This is a genomic window from Pseudoalteromonas agarivorans, assembly GCF_024518735.1.
In the GTDB taxonomy this organism is placed as follows: Bacteria; Pseudomonadota; Gammaproteobacteria; order Enterobacterales; family Alteromonadaceae; genus Pseudoalteromonas; species Pseudoalteromonas atlantica.
Genome location: NZ_JANIGJ010000008.1, coordinates 1 through 17,639 on the forward strand (window position 1 = coordinate 1; position 17,639 = coordinate 17,639).

Consider the following 17,639-nt stretch of genomic DNA (forward strand, 5'->3'; position numbering starts at 1 on the left):
TCACACCGACCCTAAGCGGCACCAGTGATGCGGTTGAAGGCACCGTGATCACCTTTACGGTTATCGATGATTTAGGGGCCGAGCAAACCTTTACCACCACCGTGGATGCGAGCGGCAATTTCTCAGTAGAAGTACCGACGGCACTTGCAGAAGGACCGTACAGCATTGAGGCCAGCATTAGCGATGATGCAGGTAACAGCACTGATATCACCGGCACCGGTAACATCGATACCACCGCACCAAGTGTGAGTGTAGATGCACCAGCGCTCACCAACGACAGCATGCCAACTGTAACGGGCACCAGTGATGCACCCAACAGCACCGTCACGCTAACCTTTACCGATGCAGCCAATGCCGTACAAACTATTGATGTACAAACCGATGTCAACGGCAATTGGAGTGCGACACCAACCAGCGACTTAGCCGAAGGGAGTTACAGTGTGAGTGCCAGCATTACCGATGCAGCAGGCAACACCGGCACAGGCAGTGATACGGGCGAAGTGGATGTAACTCCACCGACTTTAGAGATCATTCCTTCGTTCTTGTTGGGGAATTTAGTCTCTCTTTCAGGGGATTCTGATTTACCAGAAGGGTCAGTGATCACAATTACCGAGTATTTAGTCGGTGGTTTAGTGGGCGCAACGTACACTGCTACCACGAATGCTGATGGCACATGGGGACTTGCCAACATAACAGTACCTTTGCTTAGTCTTGCGTATGTTACTGCAACTGCAAGTGATGCTGCCGGCAATGTTGCGAGCGTCAACTCACTTAATTTTGATAATGAAGCACCTGCGCTTACCGTTACTGTAGATGCATTATCGAATGATGCAACGCCTGTGATCTCTGGTGTTACTGATATGGTTCAAGGAACCGAGGTAGAACTAACCGTTGTAGATAGTGCAGGTCAAAGCCAGCAGTTTACGGCCATAGTTCAAGCTAATGGAAGTTGGTCTGTTGAAGTGCCAACCGAGTTAGCACAAGGGCAGTACACTGTTACCGCAGAGGTAAGAGACGATGTTGGTAATTTAACCACTGAGCAAGCACAAGGTGAAATAGACAGCATAGCACCTACTCTTAGCGTTAATCCTATCGACACTACAGCAGATACAACGCCAACCCTATCAGGCACTAGTGATGCTATAGGTGCTGATGTAATAATTAGCATTGATGGCCAAACCTTTTTTGCGGTAGTAGATGCTGATGGAAATTGGCAGGTAGAGGTACCAACTGCACTTACCGATGGTAACTATACGGCGCAAATTAATGTTGCTGACGACGCCAATAATATCACTAACACAACAATCGACTTAACAATTGATACTCAGATACCAATAGTCGCATTGGACGACATAACCGTATTTAACACAGATACGCCAGTTATTAGTGGTACATCTGGTGAACCTACTGGCACAAATGTAGATATTGTTATTACAGATAGTAATGGTGATACGCATACGTTAGCTGCTACGGTAGATGCAAATGGTAATTGGCAAACAACAGCGCCTAATTTACCTGAAGGAAATTATAGTGTTGTTGTTAGTATTACCGACGATGCTAATAATACAGGTTCAGCGACTGGAACAGGGCTTGTTGATACTCAAGCACCAACCATTACCATTGACGCATTAGGTACAATTAATAGCAGCACGCCTACTATTTCAGGTACATCTAATGAGGTTGAAGGTACTACAATTAATGTCACAATTACTGATGGTGATAGCATTGATACTTACACAACGACTGTGGGGGCAGGCGGGGCCTGGAGTGTTGATGTAACCACGCCATTAACTGATGGACAAGTGACAGTTTCAGCAATCATTACTGATACTGCAGGTAACAGTAGTGAAGCAAATGCTACTGCTACGCTTAATACTAATGCACCTACCATTAATATAAACACCATTGTTGATACAAACGATCAAACACCTACGCTTTCTGGGTCGAGTAGTGCTGCAAATGGTACGTTAATTACGGTTACTATTACCGATGTTAATAATGTCTCGCACACGGTTACAACAACTGTAACTGATAATACATGGAGTGTAGATGCGACAAATATCCTTCCTGAGGGCACGTTTACTGTTTCAGCTAATGTGACTGAAGGTGGCTTAACCAGCAGTGCAACAGATACAGGGCTGATAGATTTAACAGCCCCAGAATTGAATATTACACCGCTACTAACGAGTAATGATACAACGCCTACAATTTCAGGTACAAGTACAGCCCCACAAGGCGCCATAGTCGCTATTTTGATTACAGATAGCTTAGGTGTAGAGCAAACAGTTAATGCCACAGTCGGTGCAAATGGCACATGGTCAGTTGCAGCTCCTTTATCGCTTAGCGAAGGCACATATACTGTTACTGCATCAACAAGTGATACCGCGGGGAACCCTGTAAATACTAGCACTACCGGTGTGGTTGATATAACCGCACCAGTGGTTAGCATTAACGATATTGTAGGTAGTACAGATTTAACACCTAGCGTTTCTGGCAGTGTAACAGGTGCAGCCGTAGGAGATGTGGTTGCTGTGGTATTTACCGACTTCCAAGGTAATGCGCATACAGTCAATACAACGGTGCAAGCCGGTGGAACTTGGTCAGTAGAGGCAAGCAATAGCCTTTCGCAAGGGGCATATTCAGTAGAAGTGTTTATTACTGATAATGCCGGAAATACAGGCAGCAATATCACTAACGCAAATATTGATACAATTGCGCCAGAAATTAGTATTGATCAAAGTTCATTAATACTTACCCAAGACAGCACGCCATTAATTAGTGGCACATCAAACGAGCCAAATACAAACGTTTTCGTTACGTTTACTGACTCAGCTGGCGCATCGCATCAAATTACCGTACAAACGGATGCTAATGGAGACTGGCAAGCCGCTGCAGACAACGTATTAGCAGAGGGGGTTTACAGTGTTTCGGCAACGATTACTGATAGCGCAGGAAATACCTCTGTTGATAGTAAAACAGGTGGCGAAGTAGATACAGTAGGGCCAGAGCTTACTATTGTGCCTTCGTTCGTATTAGGGCAGCTAGTATCTTTATCTGGTACTTCCGATTTAGGTGAAGGTAAAACAGTTACCGTTAATTTAGAATTAGCAGGTGATTTGGCTAACTTAACTTACGATGTAACTACTGATGCCAATGGTGACTGGGTGTTATTAGGTCTAGCGGTTAATATCATTGGCTTATCAGTTGTTGAAGCCTCTGCAACTGATGAAGCGGGTAACACCACCACTATTACGACGGCAGATGTAGATGCTTCAACGCCGTTACTTAATGCGGTAGTTGACTTTGTAGCTGGCGAGGGTGATTTACCAGTAATTAGCGGTACGACCGACCAAGCCCCAGGCACCGAAGTGCTAGTGAGAGTGGTAGATAGCGATAACATAGCACAAGATTTGGTTGCAATAGTGCAGGCAGATAATTCATGGCTTGTACAGGTTCCTCAATCACTTGCTGAGGGCGTGTTTACTGTAACTGTGAATGTATTAAGTGAAGTCGGGATCACAGCTACACAGCTGCTAAGCAGTGTAGTAGATACCATCTCACCAACACTTAATTTGCAAGTGATTGGTACAACGTCAGATTCTACTCCAATTATTCAAGGGACCAGTGATTTAATTAATGGAGTGGTAGAGATTCAGCTGGACGGAGGCTCAGTACTAACAACAACAGTGAATGCAGCAGGGCTATTTTCATTGGAAGTTGATGCGCTGACTGAAGGGCAGCATGTCGCCAACGTGAGTATTACTGATGATGCTGGCAATGTAGTAACACAAACGCTCGAGTTTGTTGTTGATACGTTAGTGCCTGTGGTAGATATTTTACCGTTGAGCATCAGCAATACTGACATTCTAACTATTTCTGGTACTTCTGAAGAAGCTCAAGGCACAGACATTGATGTAACTGTGATAGATAGTAACGGCAACGCAACAGTATTTGATGCCCTTGTTGGTAGCGATGGCACGTGGTCATTAGTAACCACTAGCCTACCTGATGGTATATATAGTGTATTCGCTAGTATTACTGATGCTGCGGGTAATGTAGGCCAGTCTGCTACTGAGCAAGTGACGATTGATACCATACCGCCATCGTTAGAAATAGACGCCTTTGGTGTACTTAATACATTAACGCCTACGATTACTGGCACCAGTGACGAAGAAACCGGTAGCTTAATCACGGTTAATATTACCGACTCCACAAACACACTTTATGAAGTTACTACAACAGTATTAGGAGATGGCACGTGGCTTGTTGTTGCACCTTTACTTGCTGAGGGCGATTTAACCGTCGAGGCTATTAGTATTGATAACGCAGGCAATATAGCAACGGTGACGCAAACGGGCGTTGTGAGCACCACTTTACCGAGTCTATTAATTAACCCAATAATAGATACAAGCGATACAACCCCTACTATTAGTGGTACTACCGATGTAATAAACGGTAATGTAGAAGTGGTTATTACAGATAGCAGTGGTAATGCAACAACCTATAACACTCAAGCTATTGCTGGTGTATGGACATTAATACCGACCACTCCATTAGCTGAAGGTGCATTTACGGTTGATGCAACAGTCGAAAACTTAAACCTTACAAGCTCTACAAGTCTTAATGGCATAGTTGACTTAACTCCGCCTACAATTGAAATTAATGAACTTGCAGTTACGAATAACTCACTGCCAACCATCTCAGGTACAAGTGATGCTCCGGCAGGTACAACCATAAGCGTAGTACTTACTGATGCTAATAGTGATTCGCAAACATTAACTGCGCAAGTGGCAGGTAACGGAACTTGGTCAGTCACAGCTGTTACGCCGCTTAGTGAAGGCAGTTTTAGTGCTACTGCAACAGTGAGTGATGCTGCAGGAAACTCATCAAGCGATACCATGGTTTCAAGTACTGATTACACAGCACCTATTGTATTTATAGACCCTATTGCAGTAGGCCAAGATACCACACCGACTATTACAGGCTCGGTAACCGGAAGTTTTGCTGGAGCTGCAGTTATGGTGATGTTTACTGACGCACTAGGTGAAACACACAATGTTTCAACAACAGTAAACACAGATGGGTCGTGGAGTGTTACAGCTTCGCAGCCTCTTAGTGAAGGGAATTACAGCGTTGATGTAAGCGTACTTGATAACGCAGGTAATATTGGCGAGCAATCAATAAGCAGCATAGTTGATTCAGGCATAGTAATTAACTCTGGTTTAGAATTAACAGCCGATAGCACACCTAAGATCACCGGTACCGCAGGAGCAAATGAAGATATTACCGTAAGCTTTATAGATGAAAGCGGTACTGTTGTAACCAAGGATACAACAGCGGGTGAGACAGGTGTATGGAGCGTATCACCAGACAACGCTTTACTCGATGGGGCATACACTGTAACGGCTACCGCTACTGATGAATCTGGAAATGTTACTTCAAGTGGAAGCTTATCTGGGTTAGTGATTGACTCAACGCCGGTAGACTTCGAAGTGTCTAACTATTACTGGGGCTTACTAGGAATAGGTTTAACTGCAGAAGGCACAGTAGAAGAAGGAAATAGTGTATATGTTGTAGGAGCAAACTTACTTGGCCTTGAGGTGTTAAACCTAAACTTAAATGTGCTAGAAAGCGCTATGGAAATTCAACCTGATGAGAATGGAAATTGGAGTTCATTATTATCAGTTCTTGATTTAGGTTCTTGGTCTGATTATCGCTTTATCACAGTTGATGAAGCCGGTAATTATTTAATTAAGGATATTAATGACAATATTATTGACCAAGGAAACGACCCACAACTTGCTAGCGCAGGAAGCAGTGCAAGTGCCACCGATACAACATTTGGCTTAGAAGGAGCCGCTGAGCCGTTTAGCGAAGAAGCAGCATTAGGCGCTACTATGCCAAATGAAGCAGTAACCAGCGATGCTTTAGGAGAAACGGTTAATTTAAGTAATGTAAGTGCTTTATCGAGTACAGAGCAAACGGTGTCAATGAGCTCTACAGAGCCCCTTAATATCAATGATGTAATTATTGACGAAGACACCGAGCAACTCGTTGCTCTTAATACTTTGATTGACGATGAAGGCTCTGCAATTGCTTATAGCCCAGCACAAAGTGGCGGAAGTACCGATGAAGCTGCGCCAGCAGTTGATGTTCAAAATCAATCAGAGGAAATGATTAAACACTTAATTGAAAATGGTAATAATCAAACAGATATTTAAATCAGTAACCCACTTCAGTTAAATAACTGAAGTGGGTTTCTAAAACTCACTTAATCAAAAGTGTGGTTATTATTTTGTGCTAAGTAGTAAACCTAAAAAAGCCCTTATTGAGACTTCAATAAGGGCTTTTTTAATAAATTAGGATAGATAAAAGCAGTTAAGCTTTTAGGTTACGAACCAGCTTGCTGTCGGTATTAACTACACTACCGCCTTGGTCGTAAGTCATACTGGTTGGGGCGCCAATTAAAATATCTTTTAATTGTTTTACACTTAAGTGTGCTTGGCGGGCAGCATGTGAGTTTACTTTATTTTGTTTTTGGCACTGCGCTAACTGCGCTTTAACTTGCGCTACTCGTTCAGTTACGTCAGGGGCATTTTCATCATTTGCAGCAAAAAGTTTATTCAACTCTTTATCGAGCTGCGTAAGCTTAGTTAAAAAAGACATTTTTTGTTGGGCAAGTTCTTTTAAACCTTCACCTCTGCGAGAGGCAATAATACTAAGCTCTTCGTTTAATAACGCATATAATGAATCCAAGCATTTAACTTGTTCATTTAATTTAACGCTAATTAAACTATTGTGATCAGCCATATACGTTAAACTCAAAATCAGCTAAGTTTTTAGTCAGCTTTTCAGCATCAATTTGGTATTTACCTTCGGTAATCGCTTTTTTAAGCTCAGCGACCTTTTCACTATCAAAGCCAGATGATTGCTGTGCTTTATCTTGCAGTGTTTTTAACTGCTGTGCTTGCGGCGTCAGGCTCACTGAATCACTCGCCGCTTTAGGCGAAGGAGTCTGTGTTGTTTGTGTACTTGCAGCGTTATCTTTTTTAATATCAACTTGTTGCTGTTTAGCGTTTGTAAGCGCATTAGCTTGTTGATTACTGCCATTAACTTGATTAACCATAATAATAAACCTGTATATTACCCAACTTATGCCAAGTTATCGGCATATACATAGGATACTTTAGTATAAATCGAAATTAAATATTTACTTGCACAGACTCTACACCATCTACACGTGCATTCAAAATTTTACCGGATTTTTTATTCTTGATCTGTACTTGCTCACCAAGGGTGCCATCTTCAAGTGCTATCCCCGTAGTTTTTATTCTAAGTCCTTTAATACTCGCATAAATATTAACAGCGTCGCCTTTGCAAACCATACAAATTTGGTTAAGCAAAACCGGCATACCGCTTCTTATATTTCGCTTACTGCGGCTGCCAATAAGCATTAAAGGGTTATCTAAATATTGTACCCTAACAAACTGCGAAGGCTTCATTTGTACGCTTAAATGAGACTTAGTAATAACTTCACCACGGGCTAGATTTGCCGTGGCAACCACAACGGGCGCCATTTTAACTATTCTTACATGGACATATTGAGTCCAGCTTTGCGCATCGTTACATTTTATTTGTACAGTCACCTGGCGTGTAAATGGCGGCTCATTTGGCACGACTAATTCTGGCTCGTTTTCGCATACTCTATCAGGAATGCGGCTATCGAGGGCAAGGGCGGTAATCTCCACATTTTTTTCAAGTGGCACGGTAACTTGCTCTGCAATATGAGAAATTGCTATTTCTTGTAATAAATCTTTACTAAACACTTTTGCATGCAAAGGTGTTGCTAAGCAGAGGCTAGCAAGAAAATAAAAAACACTGTATCTTCTGACTTTTTTTAACAAACTCATAATGTTTCGACTATGCTTATGGTTTCAAACAGGGTATAAATATTTTGCGTCAAAAAGTAGACGCTCCCGCGATGTTATGTAGCTTTATAAACAGAAAGCAATTATCGTTCCGCATTATTTGTTTTCTTTAGGAGATTTGAATGGCAGGCATTTTAGACTCAGTAAACCAACGCACCCAGTTGGTTGGGCAGAACCGCCTAGAATTACTATTATTTAAGCTCAGAGGGCGTCAGCGTTTTGGGATCAATGTATTTAAAGTAAGAGAAGTACTGCAATGTCCTCCTTTAACGAGTATGCCTAAATCAAATGCATACATTCGGGGTGTGGCGCATATTCGTGGTCAAACTATTTCAGTTATCGACTTATCAATGGCCGTAGGCGGCCGACCTATTGAAAATGTTAAAGACAGCTTCATAATAATTGCAGAATACAATCGTTCAGTGCAGGGCTTTTTAGTTGGCGGCGTTGAGCGAATTGTTAACATGAACTGGGAAAAAATAATGCCACCTCCGTCAGGAGCAGGGCGTTACTCTTACTTAACTGCCGTTACCGAGATTGAAAACGAATTGGTCGAAATTCTCGATGTAGAAAAAATCTTAAACGAAATTTGTCCAGTAAATACCGAGGTTAGTGCCGACCTTGCTGCCGATAGTGCAATACAAAAAGATTTAGGCGAGCGCATTGTATTTATTGCCGACGATTCAGCTGTTGCACGTAACCAAGTAAAAAGAGCACTTGAGCCACTTGGCGTGCAAACTGAGCTTGCAAAAAATGGTAAAGAGGCTTTAGTTAGGCTTAAAGAAATAGCCGAGCTTGATTGTAAAAATGATATAACTGAGCGTGTAGGTTTACTTATCTCTGATGTTGAAATGCCTGAAATGGACGGCTATACATTAACAGCAGAAATTAAAGCAGATCCAAAATTAGCGCCTCTACATGTTATTTTACACACTTCTTTGAGTGGGGTGTTTAATCAGGCGATGATCGAAAAAGTAGGCGCGGATGATTTTATAGCAAAATTTAACCCTGATGAATTGGCAACAGCAGTTAAAAAATGGGTTCATTGCGACTAAACAACAATAGGTGTTATTAATTTGAATAATAAAGATTTGCAGCAAAGTGACTACGATCAGTTTCGCTCATTTTTAGAGCAGCAATGTGGTATTGTGCTAGGCGAAAACAAGCAGTATTTAGTAAAAAGTAGGCTTGCGCCGCTTATGGCTCGTTTTAATGTTGAATCTTTATCACAATTAGTGAGTAAAACGCTTGGCCCTCATGAGCGGCAACTTAGAGCCGCTGTAGTTGATGCCATGACCACTAATGAAACCTTGTGGTTTAGGGATCAATATCCATTTGAGCTTTTAAAAAATAAATTGTTTCCAGAGTTTAAAGACGCCCGCCGACCATTAAAAATTTGGTCAGCGGCCAGCTCTTCAGGCCAAGAACCATACTCTATTGCCATGTCAGTTGCTGAGTTTCAGGCCAAGCAACCGGGCGTGTTGCGTATGGGGGCACAAATTATTGGTACTGATATTTCTAACACAATGCTCGATATGTGTAAAAACGCTGAATATGATGCGTTGGCATTAGCGCGAGGCCTATCAGCAGAGCGCCGTAAAAAGTACTTTATGGATAGCGGCAACGGCATGGCAAAAGTTGTCGACTCAGTTAGAAAACAGGTGAGCTTTAGACATTTAAACTTGCTTGATTCTTACGCCTTAATGGGGAAGTTTGATATTATTTTTTGCCGCAATGTCCTTATATATTTTTCACCAGAGGTTAAAGCAAAAATAATTGGTCAGTTTGCCCAAGCACTAAACCCAAAAGGGTATTTATTTTTAGGTGCGTCGGAGTCGATGACGGGCTTAAGTAACGAGTTTGATATGGTTCGTTGTAACCCTGGAATCATCTACCAAAAAAAATAATCCTATCACTTTGTTATTAAAAACGACGTTCTTAGCGTCGTTTTTTTATTTAATAACAACCCTCTATAAAAAAATAACGTAACTAAAAACTACTGGCTTATAAATTGCTTTAACTTAAGCAAGTCAATTTTTTGGAGAACGTTATGGCTATCAGTTTTGATAAAGCATTAGGTGTGCACCCGCATGCAATGTTGATCCGCTCACAGCGGGCAGAAGTACTTGCCACAAATATAGCGAATGCTGATACGCCTGGCTATAAAGCAAAAGATATCGACTTTGCCTCAGCATTAAAAGCGGCAAGGTCAACTCAGCAAAGCGGCAATAGCATGGTTACTACCAATGAAAAACACATTGCTGGCGGTACTCGAAGTGTAGGTGGTTCTGAATTATTTCGCAATCCAAATCAAGGAGATACAGGCGATGGTAACTCAGTTGACATACAGGTGGAACGAAACTTGTATACACAGAATGCGATGGAGTATCAGGCAAGCCTGCAATTTTTAAGTAGTAAATTTAAGGGCCTGAATAAAGCGCTCGGTAGTCAAGGATAATAATTATGAGTTTATATAACGTTTTTGATATTTCAGGCAGTGGTATGAGTGCGCAAAATGTTCGCTTAAATACCACCGCGAGTAATATTTCGAATGCTAATACAATTAGTTCATCCCAAGACAAAACTTACCGAGCACGCCAACCTGTATTTGCTGCCGAGCTGACAAAAGCGTCTGCCTCAGCCAGCAACCCTCAGGGCTCCGCTGTTGGTGTTAAAGTGCTGGGAATTGTTGAGAGTAACAAACCACTACAAATTGAATATAACCCTAATCACCCAAGTGCGGATGAAAATGGCTATATCTATAAACCCAACGTTAATGTTGTTGAGGAGATGGCAAATATGATCTCTGCTTCTCGCTCTTATCAAACAAACGTGCAAGTTGCCGATGCAGCTAAGCAAATGTTAAGCAAAACGCTGTTACTTGGGCAGCGATAACCGAGGGTAGGTTATGAGTAACGATATTAGTACTAGTTCATCTTTTTTGGACTCTATAACTTGGCAAGAGACCCAAGTAGCGACAACCACTGAAGAGAGCGATGCATTAACGCAGGAAGATTTTTTCTCGTTGCTAACTCAGCAGCTATCGTATCAAGATCCGAGTAATCCGGCTGATAACGATCAGATGATTGCGCAAATGACTAATTTTACCATGGCGCAAGGCATCACAGATTTAAACACAAATTTTGAGTCACTTGCCTCGTCAATGACCTCAAACTCTGCCTTACAAGCATCAACGCTGGTTGGTAAGCAAGCGCTTTTAGAATCTAATACGCTTGAGCTTGGCGAAAGCGGAGAGGCAAAAGGGTCTGCGGTTGCTGAAGAAGCCGTTGATAATTTAACAATTAAAGTCACAGATGCTTCTGGGCAACTGGTTCGAACTATCGATATGGGTTCGCAAGCAGCGGGTGCAGTGCGCTTTAGCTGGGATGGTAATAATGAATCCGGTGAGCGCCTACCAGAGGGTGAATACACCATTACTGCAGAGGGCAGTACCAACGGCGAGTTTTCAAGCTTACCGGTGGCAACATTCAAAAACATTGAAAGCGTTAATATCAATGGCTCTAGTGGCATTATTATTAACACTAAAGAGGGTGCGGTTAGGTTGACTGATGTCGCAGAGATCGCATAACCAATTAAAAAGTATTTCGCCTGCTAGCAGGCTATTAGATTCAAAGTTAGAGGTGAATTATGAGCTTTAATATCGCACTTACAGGCCTAGCTGCCGCTCAAAAAGACTTAGACGTAACAGCAAACAATATTGCTAATGTAAACACCACCGGTTTTAAAGAATCGCGTGCTGAATTTGCCGATGTATACGCTGCATCTGTTTTTAGTGCAGGTAAAACTAAAAACGGTGATGGTGTGCAAACAACCATGGTTGCACAGCAATTCCACCAAGGGTCACTGCAATTTACTAACAACTCGTTAGACTTAGCGATTACCGGCGAAGGGTATTTTGCAATGACCGACGACATTTCGTCGCAAGATTTAACTTACACTCGTGCAGGTGCATTTAAGCTAAACCAAGATAACTTTATGGTTGATGCCAAAGGTAATTATTTGCAAGCTTTTCCAGTAGACGAGTCATCAGGTGATACCACATCGGTTAGTTTAAGTACTACAAACCCGATTCAAATTCCTGACTCATCAGGTTCACCTCGCGCAACCGAAAACGTATTTTTATCGTTCAACTTAGATGCAACAGCTGATGCAACAGGCCTCGATTTTGATCCGACATCGAACGGTACCTATAATTCGTCGACGTCTACTACTGTTTACGACTCATTAGGTGAACCACATATTCTGCAATACTTTTTTGTAAAAGAAGAAGATGCAGCTGCAGGTGGTACAGACAATAGCTGGGAAGTATACGCTACGCTTGATGGTAAAGTGGTAAACGGTACATCTGGTGCAGAGCAAACAACTACACCATATACACCTATTACCACACTTGGTTTTGATTCTAGCGGTTTACCCGCCACAACAGATGGTGTAGCAAATACTAACACCACCACGTTTGATGAAATTAATTTACCGGCAGGTGCAGGTACTGGTTTATCGTCAATGCTTGATAACGGCGCAACATTCCCAAGTACAGGGATTGAGCTAAACTGGCGTGATGAAAACAACACAGCTGGCCGTATTCCAACTCAGTACTCAAGTGGCTTTGAAGTAAAAGCACTTGACCAAGATGGTTCTACAGTGGGTCGTTTAGCGGGTATTGATATTGGCACAGACGGTAAAATTGTTGCCTCATACAGCAATGGCGACTCAACCTATTTAGGCCAAGTTGCTATGGTTCGCTTTCCAAACTCTCAAGGCCTTTCGCAAGTAGGCGATACCAGCTGGAAGCAAAGTATAGACTCTGGTGAGCCAGTGGCCGGTGAAGCAGGCTCGGGTACTTTTGGTAGTATTAATTCATCCGCGCTTGAGCAATCTAATACCAACTTAACAAACGAATTAGTTGATTTGATTACCGCTCAACGTAACTACCAAGCGAACTCAAGAGCGCTTGAAGTTAACTCAACAATTCAGCAAAGTATTTTGCAGATTCGATAAGTTAACCTTATTTTTGGTTAAGATTTTAAGGCTGCATTTTTGCAGCCTTTTTTGTAGCTATGTCGCTAAAACTAGTCTAGCTGAACCGTTCAATACCTTCCTTATATTGCGTCAAATTTAATCTGGCATCTATTTTGCATTTATCAACTCAGAGATTTTTTATGTGAGTCGATGTTATGGACAAAATGGTCTACATTGCAGCCTCTGGCGCTAAGCAAAGCCTACAAGGGCTGGCACTTAAAGCCAATAATTTGGCAAACGCAAACACCACAGGTTTTAAAGCTGACTTTGCGCAAGCGCGCTCTATGCAAGCATTTGGCGAGGGCTTACCAACGCGCGTGTTTTCAATGCAAGAGCGACCAGGTTCTAACATGACCTCTGGCGGCATAATCGAAACAGGTCGTGATTTAGATATTGCCATGAGCGATAACGCCTGGCTTGCCGTTCAAGATGACTCAGGAAACGAAGCCTATACAAAAGTAGGCACGCTAAACATTACTGCACAAGGTATGTTGGTAACAAGTCATGGTCGTCAAGTTATTGGCGAAGGTGGCCCCGTAATTCTACCGGTCCCTATTGAAAAAATAAGCTTTAGTGAAGATGGTGCCATACAGGTTCGCCCGCAAGGGGCACCAGCCAATTTTTTAGAAGAAGTAGACACGCTGCGCGTTGTTGAAGGAAACAGCAGAGAGCTTGAAAAAGGCAACGATGGTTTATTTAGACCTGTACCAGGGCAAACCGTCGATACCTCTGCAAATGTAAAAGTGTTAAGTGGTGCACTGGAAATGTCTAACGTTAATCCAGTTCACGAAATGGTCGATATGATCAACCACCAACGTCAATTTGAGTTACAAGTAAAACTAATGAAAACAGCTGAAGAGATTGACGAACGTCAAGATCAGTTGATGCGCATAGTTTAACTTTAAAATGAGGGCATACTTATGAATCCTGCATTGTGGATAAGTAAAACAGGGCTAGACGCTCAACAAACTGATATTTCAGTTATTTCAAATAACTTGGCGAATGCCAGTACCGTAGGTTACAAAAAAAGCCGCGCTATTTTTGAAGATTTATTGTATCAAAACATCAACCAACCTGGCGGGCGCTCATCACAAGATACCGAGCTGCCATCTGGCCTAATGCTAGGTGCGGGTGCAAAAGTGGTTGCTAACCAAAAAGAGTTTACGCAAGGTAATATGCTCACCACCGAAAACTCACTCGATTGGATGATTTCAGGCGAAGGCTTTTTTGAAGTGCTGCAACCCGATGGCAATATTGCGTATTCGAGAAATGGGCAATTTACTACCGATGAAGACGGCCGCATTGTTACCTCAGGTGCAGGTTTTGTTGTTCAGCCCGAAATGAATGTGCCCGATGATGCGCAATCAATTACAGTCTCTCAAGATGGTGAAGTATCTGTACGCGTTGCAGGGCAAGCCGATAACGTGGTAATTGGCCAGCTAACAATTAGTGACTTTATTAATCCATCGGGTCTTGAGCCAATTGGTCAAAACCTTTACACCGAAACCGCTGTTAGTGGTGCGCCTGTTCAAGGTAATCCAGGCGTAGAAGGCTTAGGTACTATTATTCAAGGCTCGCTTGAGACATCAAACGTTAATGTAACGGAAGAATTGGTAAACCTTATCGAAACTCAACGTGTTTACGAAATGAACTCAAAAGTAATCTCGGCCGTTGACGAAATGATGAGCTACATCAATCAACAGTTATAACCGTGCACAAGGGGATAGTTATGCGTAATGTTATTTTATTTGCAGCAGGCACCTTATTTTTAAGTGGCTGTGTTTCTACGCAAAATAGTGAAGTGGTTCAAGATGACCCCTACTACGCACCCATGTACCCAGAGCCTGTAGCAGAGCCTGTTGTTGCAACGGGTTCATTGTTTAACACCAATACATTTAATGATTTGTATTCAGACAAAAAAGCACTTAGAACCGGCGATATAATTACCGTTAAGCTTGAAGAGTCAACACAAGCTACAAAAGCGGCTAAAACCGAAACCGATAAAGAAACCGAAGCCAGCCTAGACCCCGTTATTGGGTTAGGTGGTTTACCAGTCAATATAGGTGGCGACAGTATTCAGTTTGGCATTGGTAGTGATTCATCATTTACCGGTGACTCTAAATCAAATCAGTCAAACAGCTTAGTGGGCGATATCTCGGTGAATGTTATGCGTGTTTTACCCAATGGTAACTTAGTTATTCGTGGTGAAAAATGGCTAACACTTAACACCGGCGAAGAGTTTATTAGGCTCGAAGGCCTTGTACGTCCGCAAGATGTAAGCGCCGATAACACGGTTGAGTCGAATAGAATTGCCAATGCCCGAATTCAATATTCAGGTAAAGGACAAACACAAGAAGCGCAAAGCCCAGGGTGGTTAACACGTTTCTTTAGTAGCTCGTTATTTCCGTTTTAGAGGATAGTAGTATGAATAGCATTAAAGCGTTTATTTTGATCATACTGCTAGGCTGGCAATTTTCTGCCAGCGCCGAGCGTATAAAAGATGTCTCTATGGTTGAAGGTGTACGTGCCAACCAATTGGTAGGCTATGGTTTAGTGGTGGGGCTACCTGGTACAGGGGAGCAAAACTCTTACACACAACAAAGTTTTAGAGGCATGCTAAACAGTTTTGGTATTACGCTGCCTTCAACACAAAGCCCTAAAATTAAAAACGTAGCAGCAGTGGCAGTCCACGCTGAGCTTCCGCCGTTTAGAAAGCCGGGTCAAACAATTGATATTACGGTATCTTCTATTGGCAGTGCAGGCAGTTTACGTGGCGGCACCTTGTTACAAACTTTCTTAAAAGGGGTGGATGGAAACGTATACGCTATAGCACAAGGTAGCCTAATTGTGGGTGGTTTAGGAGCACAAGGGCTAGATGGCAGTAAAGTGGTCATTAACACCCCGACAGTTGGCCGCGTACCTAACGGAGCGACAGTTGAACGCGAAGTTAAAAGCCCTTTTATGCAAGGCGACTACATTACTTTTAACCTAAACCGCCCAGACTTTACAACGGCAAAACGTTTAGAAGCAACAATTAACAACTTGGTAGGCCCTAATAGTGCACAAGCTATTGACGCTGCCTCAGTACGCGTTATTGCGCCACGTGATGCATCGCAACGAGTGTCTTATTTATCAACGCTTGAAAACCTAGAGTTTAAGCCTGCTGACACTTCAGCCAAAATTATTGTTAATTCACGTACGGGAACGATTGTCATTGGCAAAAATGTGAAGCTACAGCCTGCGGCAATAACCCATGGCGGCCTAACAGTCACAATTGCTGAACAGCAAAATGTAACGCAGCCTAATCCATTAGCAGAAGGCGAAACCGTTGTTACACAGCAAAGTATTATTGACGTTAATCAAGATGATTCTCGTGCGTTTGTATTTAACCCCGGCGTTAGCTTAGATGACTTAGTGCGTGCTATAAATGAAGTAGGCGCAGCACCTGGAGACCTAATGGCTATTTTAGAAGCGCTTAAAGAAGCGGGTGCAATTAACGGACAGCTTGTTGTTATTTAATTATTTTTAAGAATGTTTACCCTTCCAAATAAAGCTTAAGTACTCAAAAGGTACTTAAGCTTTTTACTGTTTACCTTTCTTTGGCTCAATTTTTGCATTTCTTAAAGCATTATTCATTTTTGTGTCAAAAAGCTGATGGAAACAAATCACCTCGATAAGCAAAACTTTTTTGATTTAAGTAATCTTAATACTTTACGTCAAGACGCTTTAAACAGCGGTGATGCATCTACTGATGCCTCTAAAGCGGCGCTAAAAAAAGCAGCGGCACAATTTGAAGCTATTTTTACCCAAATGCTTCTAAAAGGGATGCGTAAAGCCAACGAAGCATTTGAAGATGAAGACAGTCCGTTTAACTCTAGCGGCGTAAAGTTTTTTGAAGAAATGCACGATCAGCAGCTCTCTTCTGAGCTTTCATCAAATGGGTCTTTAGGTTTGGCTGATTTAATTGTTCAGCAGCTCTCACCAGATGCTGAGAACTTTATGCCTGGCTCCGTATTAAGAACTACTAACGACTTTATCAGTGATAAACGCGCAGGCTCTGAACTGCCGCACGAAAAGGGGCACAGTGTAAAGCAAGCAAATAAAGATGACTTAGTAGTCAGCAGTGCGGCAACACAAACTAAAACCACAACACAGCCTACACAGCAGTCGTCGTTTAATAATGCTGAAGAGTTTGTTAGTGCAGTGTGGGAGCATGCTAAAACAGCGGCCGAAAAAATTGGTTTAAACCCTGCAGTAATGGTGGCTCAAGCGGCACTTGAGACGGGTTGGGGTAAGCATATTATTAATAAAAGCGACGGGAATAGCTCAAATAACCTGTTCAATATTAAATCAGATAAAAGCTGGGAAGGCGATAAAGCAAGTAAAGTAACGCTTGAATTTGAGCAAGGTACCCCTGTTAAAAAGCAAGCAAGTTTTAGAGCTTACGATTCTATAAAAGAAAGCGTGAACGACTTTGTCGATTTTTTAACGCAAAACCCACGCTACGAAGAAGCATTACAAAAAACAGCACAGCCAAACGAATTTTTAGATTCGCTACAAAAAGCAGGCTATGCAACCGATCCTAATTACGCGAGTAAAATAAAAAAAGTGCTAAATAGCAGTGAGCTTAAAAATATTGCAACAAGCGCGTTTACCCAAGGAGTGAAGTAA

Annotated in this window: 15 protein-coding genes; 12 read left to right on the forward strand and 3 right to left on the reverse strand. The window is 42.3% G+C overall.

The genetic code is table 11. The features are described 5' to 3' along the window. Positions 1–6,221, forward strand: a 6,221-nt coding sequence (locus NQT65_RS14505; RefSeq protein ID WP_256851441.1) for an Ig-like domain-containing protein, incomplete at its 5' end; no start/stop codon positions are given. Between the two features lie 157 nt (positions 6,222–6,378). Here NQT65_RS14505 and flgN read toward each other — a convergent pair. The 3 genes from flgN to flgA all read right to left on the reverse strand — a co-directional run bounded on the left by flgN (position 6,379) and on the right by flgA (position 7,910). Next, a complete protein-coding gene (flgN, locus tag NQT65_RS14510; protein ID WP_126007883.1) occupies positions 6,379–6,810 on the reverse strand; it encodes a flagellar protein FlgN in 432 nt (143 codons plus the stop codon). After that, a complete protein-coding gene (flgM, locus tag NQT65_RS14515; protein ID WP_004588011.1) occupies positions 6,803–7,126 on the reverse strand; it encodes a flagellar biosynthesis anti-sigma factor FlgM in 324 nt (107 codons plus the stop codon). The genes flgN and flgM overlap by 8 nt, the downstream gene beginning before the upstream one ends. 76 nt (positions 7,127–7,202) lie before the next feature. Then, the gene (gene flgA, locus NQT65_RS14520) at positions 7,203–7,910 is read right to left on the reverse strand and encodes a flagellar basal body P-ring formation chaperone FlgA (RefSeq protein WP_054982971.1); all 708 of its coding nucleotides are present in this window, start codon (positions 7,908–7,910) and stop codon (positions 7,203–7,205) included. Between the two features lie 140 nt (positions 7,911–8,050). Here flgA and NQT65_RS14525 point away from each other — a divergent pair, with 140 nt between their 5' ends. The 11 genes from NQT65_RS14525 to flgJ all read left to right on the forward strand — a co-directional run bounded on the left by NQT65_RS14525 (position 8,051) and on the right by flgJ (position 17,639). Further along, complete coding sequence (locus tag NQT65_RS14525; protein WP_004588013.1) at positions 8,051–8,983, forward strand: chemotaxis protein CheV; 933 nt, start codon at positions 8,051–8,053, stop codon at positions 8,981–8,983. A 21-nt stretch (positions 8,984–9,004) separates the two neighbouring features. Continuing rightward, positions 9,005–9,835, forward strand: a complete 831-nt coding sequence (locus tag NQT65_RS14530) for a CheR family methyltransferase (protein ID WP_004588014.1) — start codon at positions 9,005–9,007, stop codon at positions 9,833–9,835. Between the two features lie 143 nt (positions 9,836–9,978). Beyond that, positions 9,979–10,386, forward strand: a complete 408-nt coding sequence (gene flgB / locus NQT65_RS14535) for a flagellar basal body rod protein FlgB (protein ID WP_004588015.1) — start codon at positions 9,979–9,981, stop codon at positions 10,384–10,386. Between the two features lie 5 nt (positions 10,387–10,391). Then, positions 10,392–10,823: a flagellar basal body rod protein FlgC gene (gene flgC, locus NQT65_RS14540; protein ID WP_004588016.1), complete on the forward strand. Its 432-nt coding sequence runs from the start codon at positions 10,392–10,394 to the stop codon at positions 10,821–10,823. Between the two features lie 13 nt (positions 10,824–10,836). Then, complete coding sequence (locus NQT65_RS14545) at positions 10,837–11,517, forward strand: flagellar hook assembly protein FlgD (RefSeq protein WP_004588017.1); 681 nt, start codon at positions 10,837–10,839, stop codon at positions 11,515–11,517. Positions 11,518–11,576: 59 nt separating this feature from the next. Beyond that, positions 11,577–12,947 (forward strand): flagellar hook protein FlgE, encoded by a 1,371-nt coding sequence (gene flgE, locus NQT65_RS14550; protein WP_256851442.1) that lies wholly within the window; start codon positions 11,577–11,579, stop codon positions 12,945–12,947. A gap of 176 nt (positions 12,948–13,123) precedes the next feature. Further along, positions 13,124–13,867, forward strand: coding sequence for a flagellar basal body rod protein FlgF (locus tag NQT65_RS14555; RefSeq protein WP_004588019.1), 744 nt, complete (start codon positions 13,124–13,126; stop codon positions 13,865–13,867). Between the two features lie 21 nt (positions 13,868–13,888). Then, positions 13,889–14,677 (forward strand): flagellar basal-body rod protein FlgG, encoded by a 789-nt coding sequence (gene flgG, locus NQT65_RS14560; protein ID WP_004588020.1) that lies wholly within the window; start codon positions 13,889–13,891, stop codon positions 14,675–14,677. Positions 14,678–14,697: 20 nt separating this feature from the next. Then, complete coding sequence (gene flgH / locus NQT65_RS14565) at positions 14,698–15,381, forward strand: flagellar basal body L-ring protein FlgH (RefSeq protein ID WP_004588021.1); 684 nt, start codon at positions 14,698–14,700, stop codon at positions 15,379–15,381. A gap of 11 nt (positions 15,382–15,392) precedes the next feature. Then, complete coding sequence (locus NQT65_RS14570) at positions 15,393–16,487, forward strand: flagellar basal body P-ring protein FlgI (protein ID WP_004588022.1); 1,095 nt, start codon at positions 15,393–15,395, stop codon at positions 16,485–16,487. A 135-nt stretch (positions 16,488–16,622) separates the two neighbouring features. Next, complete coding sequence (gene flgJ / locus NQT65_RS14575) at positions 16,623–17,639, forward strand: flagellar assembly peptidoglycan hydrolase FlgJ (protein ID WP_256851443.1); 1,017 nt, start codon at positions 16,623–16,625, stop codon at positions 17,637–17,639.

Coding starts and splice junctions, on each gene's coding strand:
- flgN (WP_126007883.1), bottom strand. CDS start 6,810: ATGGCTGATCACAATAGTTTAATTAGCGTTAAATTAAATGAACAAGTT.
- flgM (WP_004588011.1), bottom strand. CDS start 7,126: ATGGTTAATCAAGTTAATGGCAGTAATCAACAAGCTAATGCGCTTACA.
- flgA (WP_054982971.1), bottom strand. CDS start 7,910: ATGAGTTTGTTAAAAAAAGTCAGAAGATACAGTGTTTTTTATTTTCTT.
- NQT65_RS14525 (WP_004588013.1), top strand. CDS start 8,051: ATGGCAGGCATTTTAGACTCAGTAAACCAACGCACCCAGTTGGTTGGG.
- flgB (WP_004588015.1), top strand. CDS start 9,979: ATGGCTATCAGTTTTGATAAAGCATTAGGTGTGCACCCGCATGCAATG.
- flgC (WP_004588016.1), top strand. CDS start 10,392: ATGAGTTTATATAACGTTTTTGATATTTCAGGCAGTGGTATGAGTGCG.
- NQT65_RS14545 (WP_004588017.1), top strand. CDS start 10,837: ATGAGTAACGATATTAGTACTAGTTCATCTTTTTTGGACTCTATAACT.
- flgE (WP_256851442.1), top strand. CDS start 11,577: ATGAGCTTTAATATCGCACTTACAGGCCTAGCTGCCGCTCAAAAAGAC.
- NQT65_RS14555 (WP_004588019.1), top strand. CDS start 13,124: ATGGACAAAATGGTCTACATTGCAGCCTCTGGCGCTAAGCAAAGCCTA.
- flgG (WP_004588020.1), top strand. CDS start 13,889: ATGAATCCTGCATTGTGGATAAGTAAAACAGGGCTAGACGCTCAACAA.
- flgH (WP_004588021.1), top strand. CDS start 14,698: ATGCGTAATGTTATTTTATTTGCAGCAGGCACCTTATTTTTAAGTGGC.
- NQT65_RS14570 (WP_004588022.1), top strand. CDS start 15,393: ATGAATAGCATTAAAGCGTTTATTTTGATCATACTGCTAGGCTGGCAA.
- flgJ (WP_256851443.1), top strand. CDS start 16,623: ATGGAAACAAATCACCTCGATAAGCAAAACTTTTTTGATTTAAGTAAT.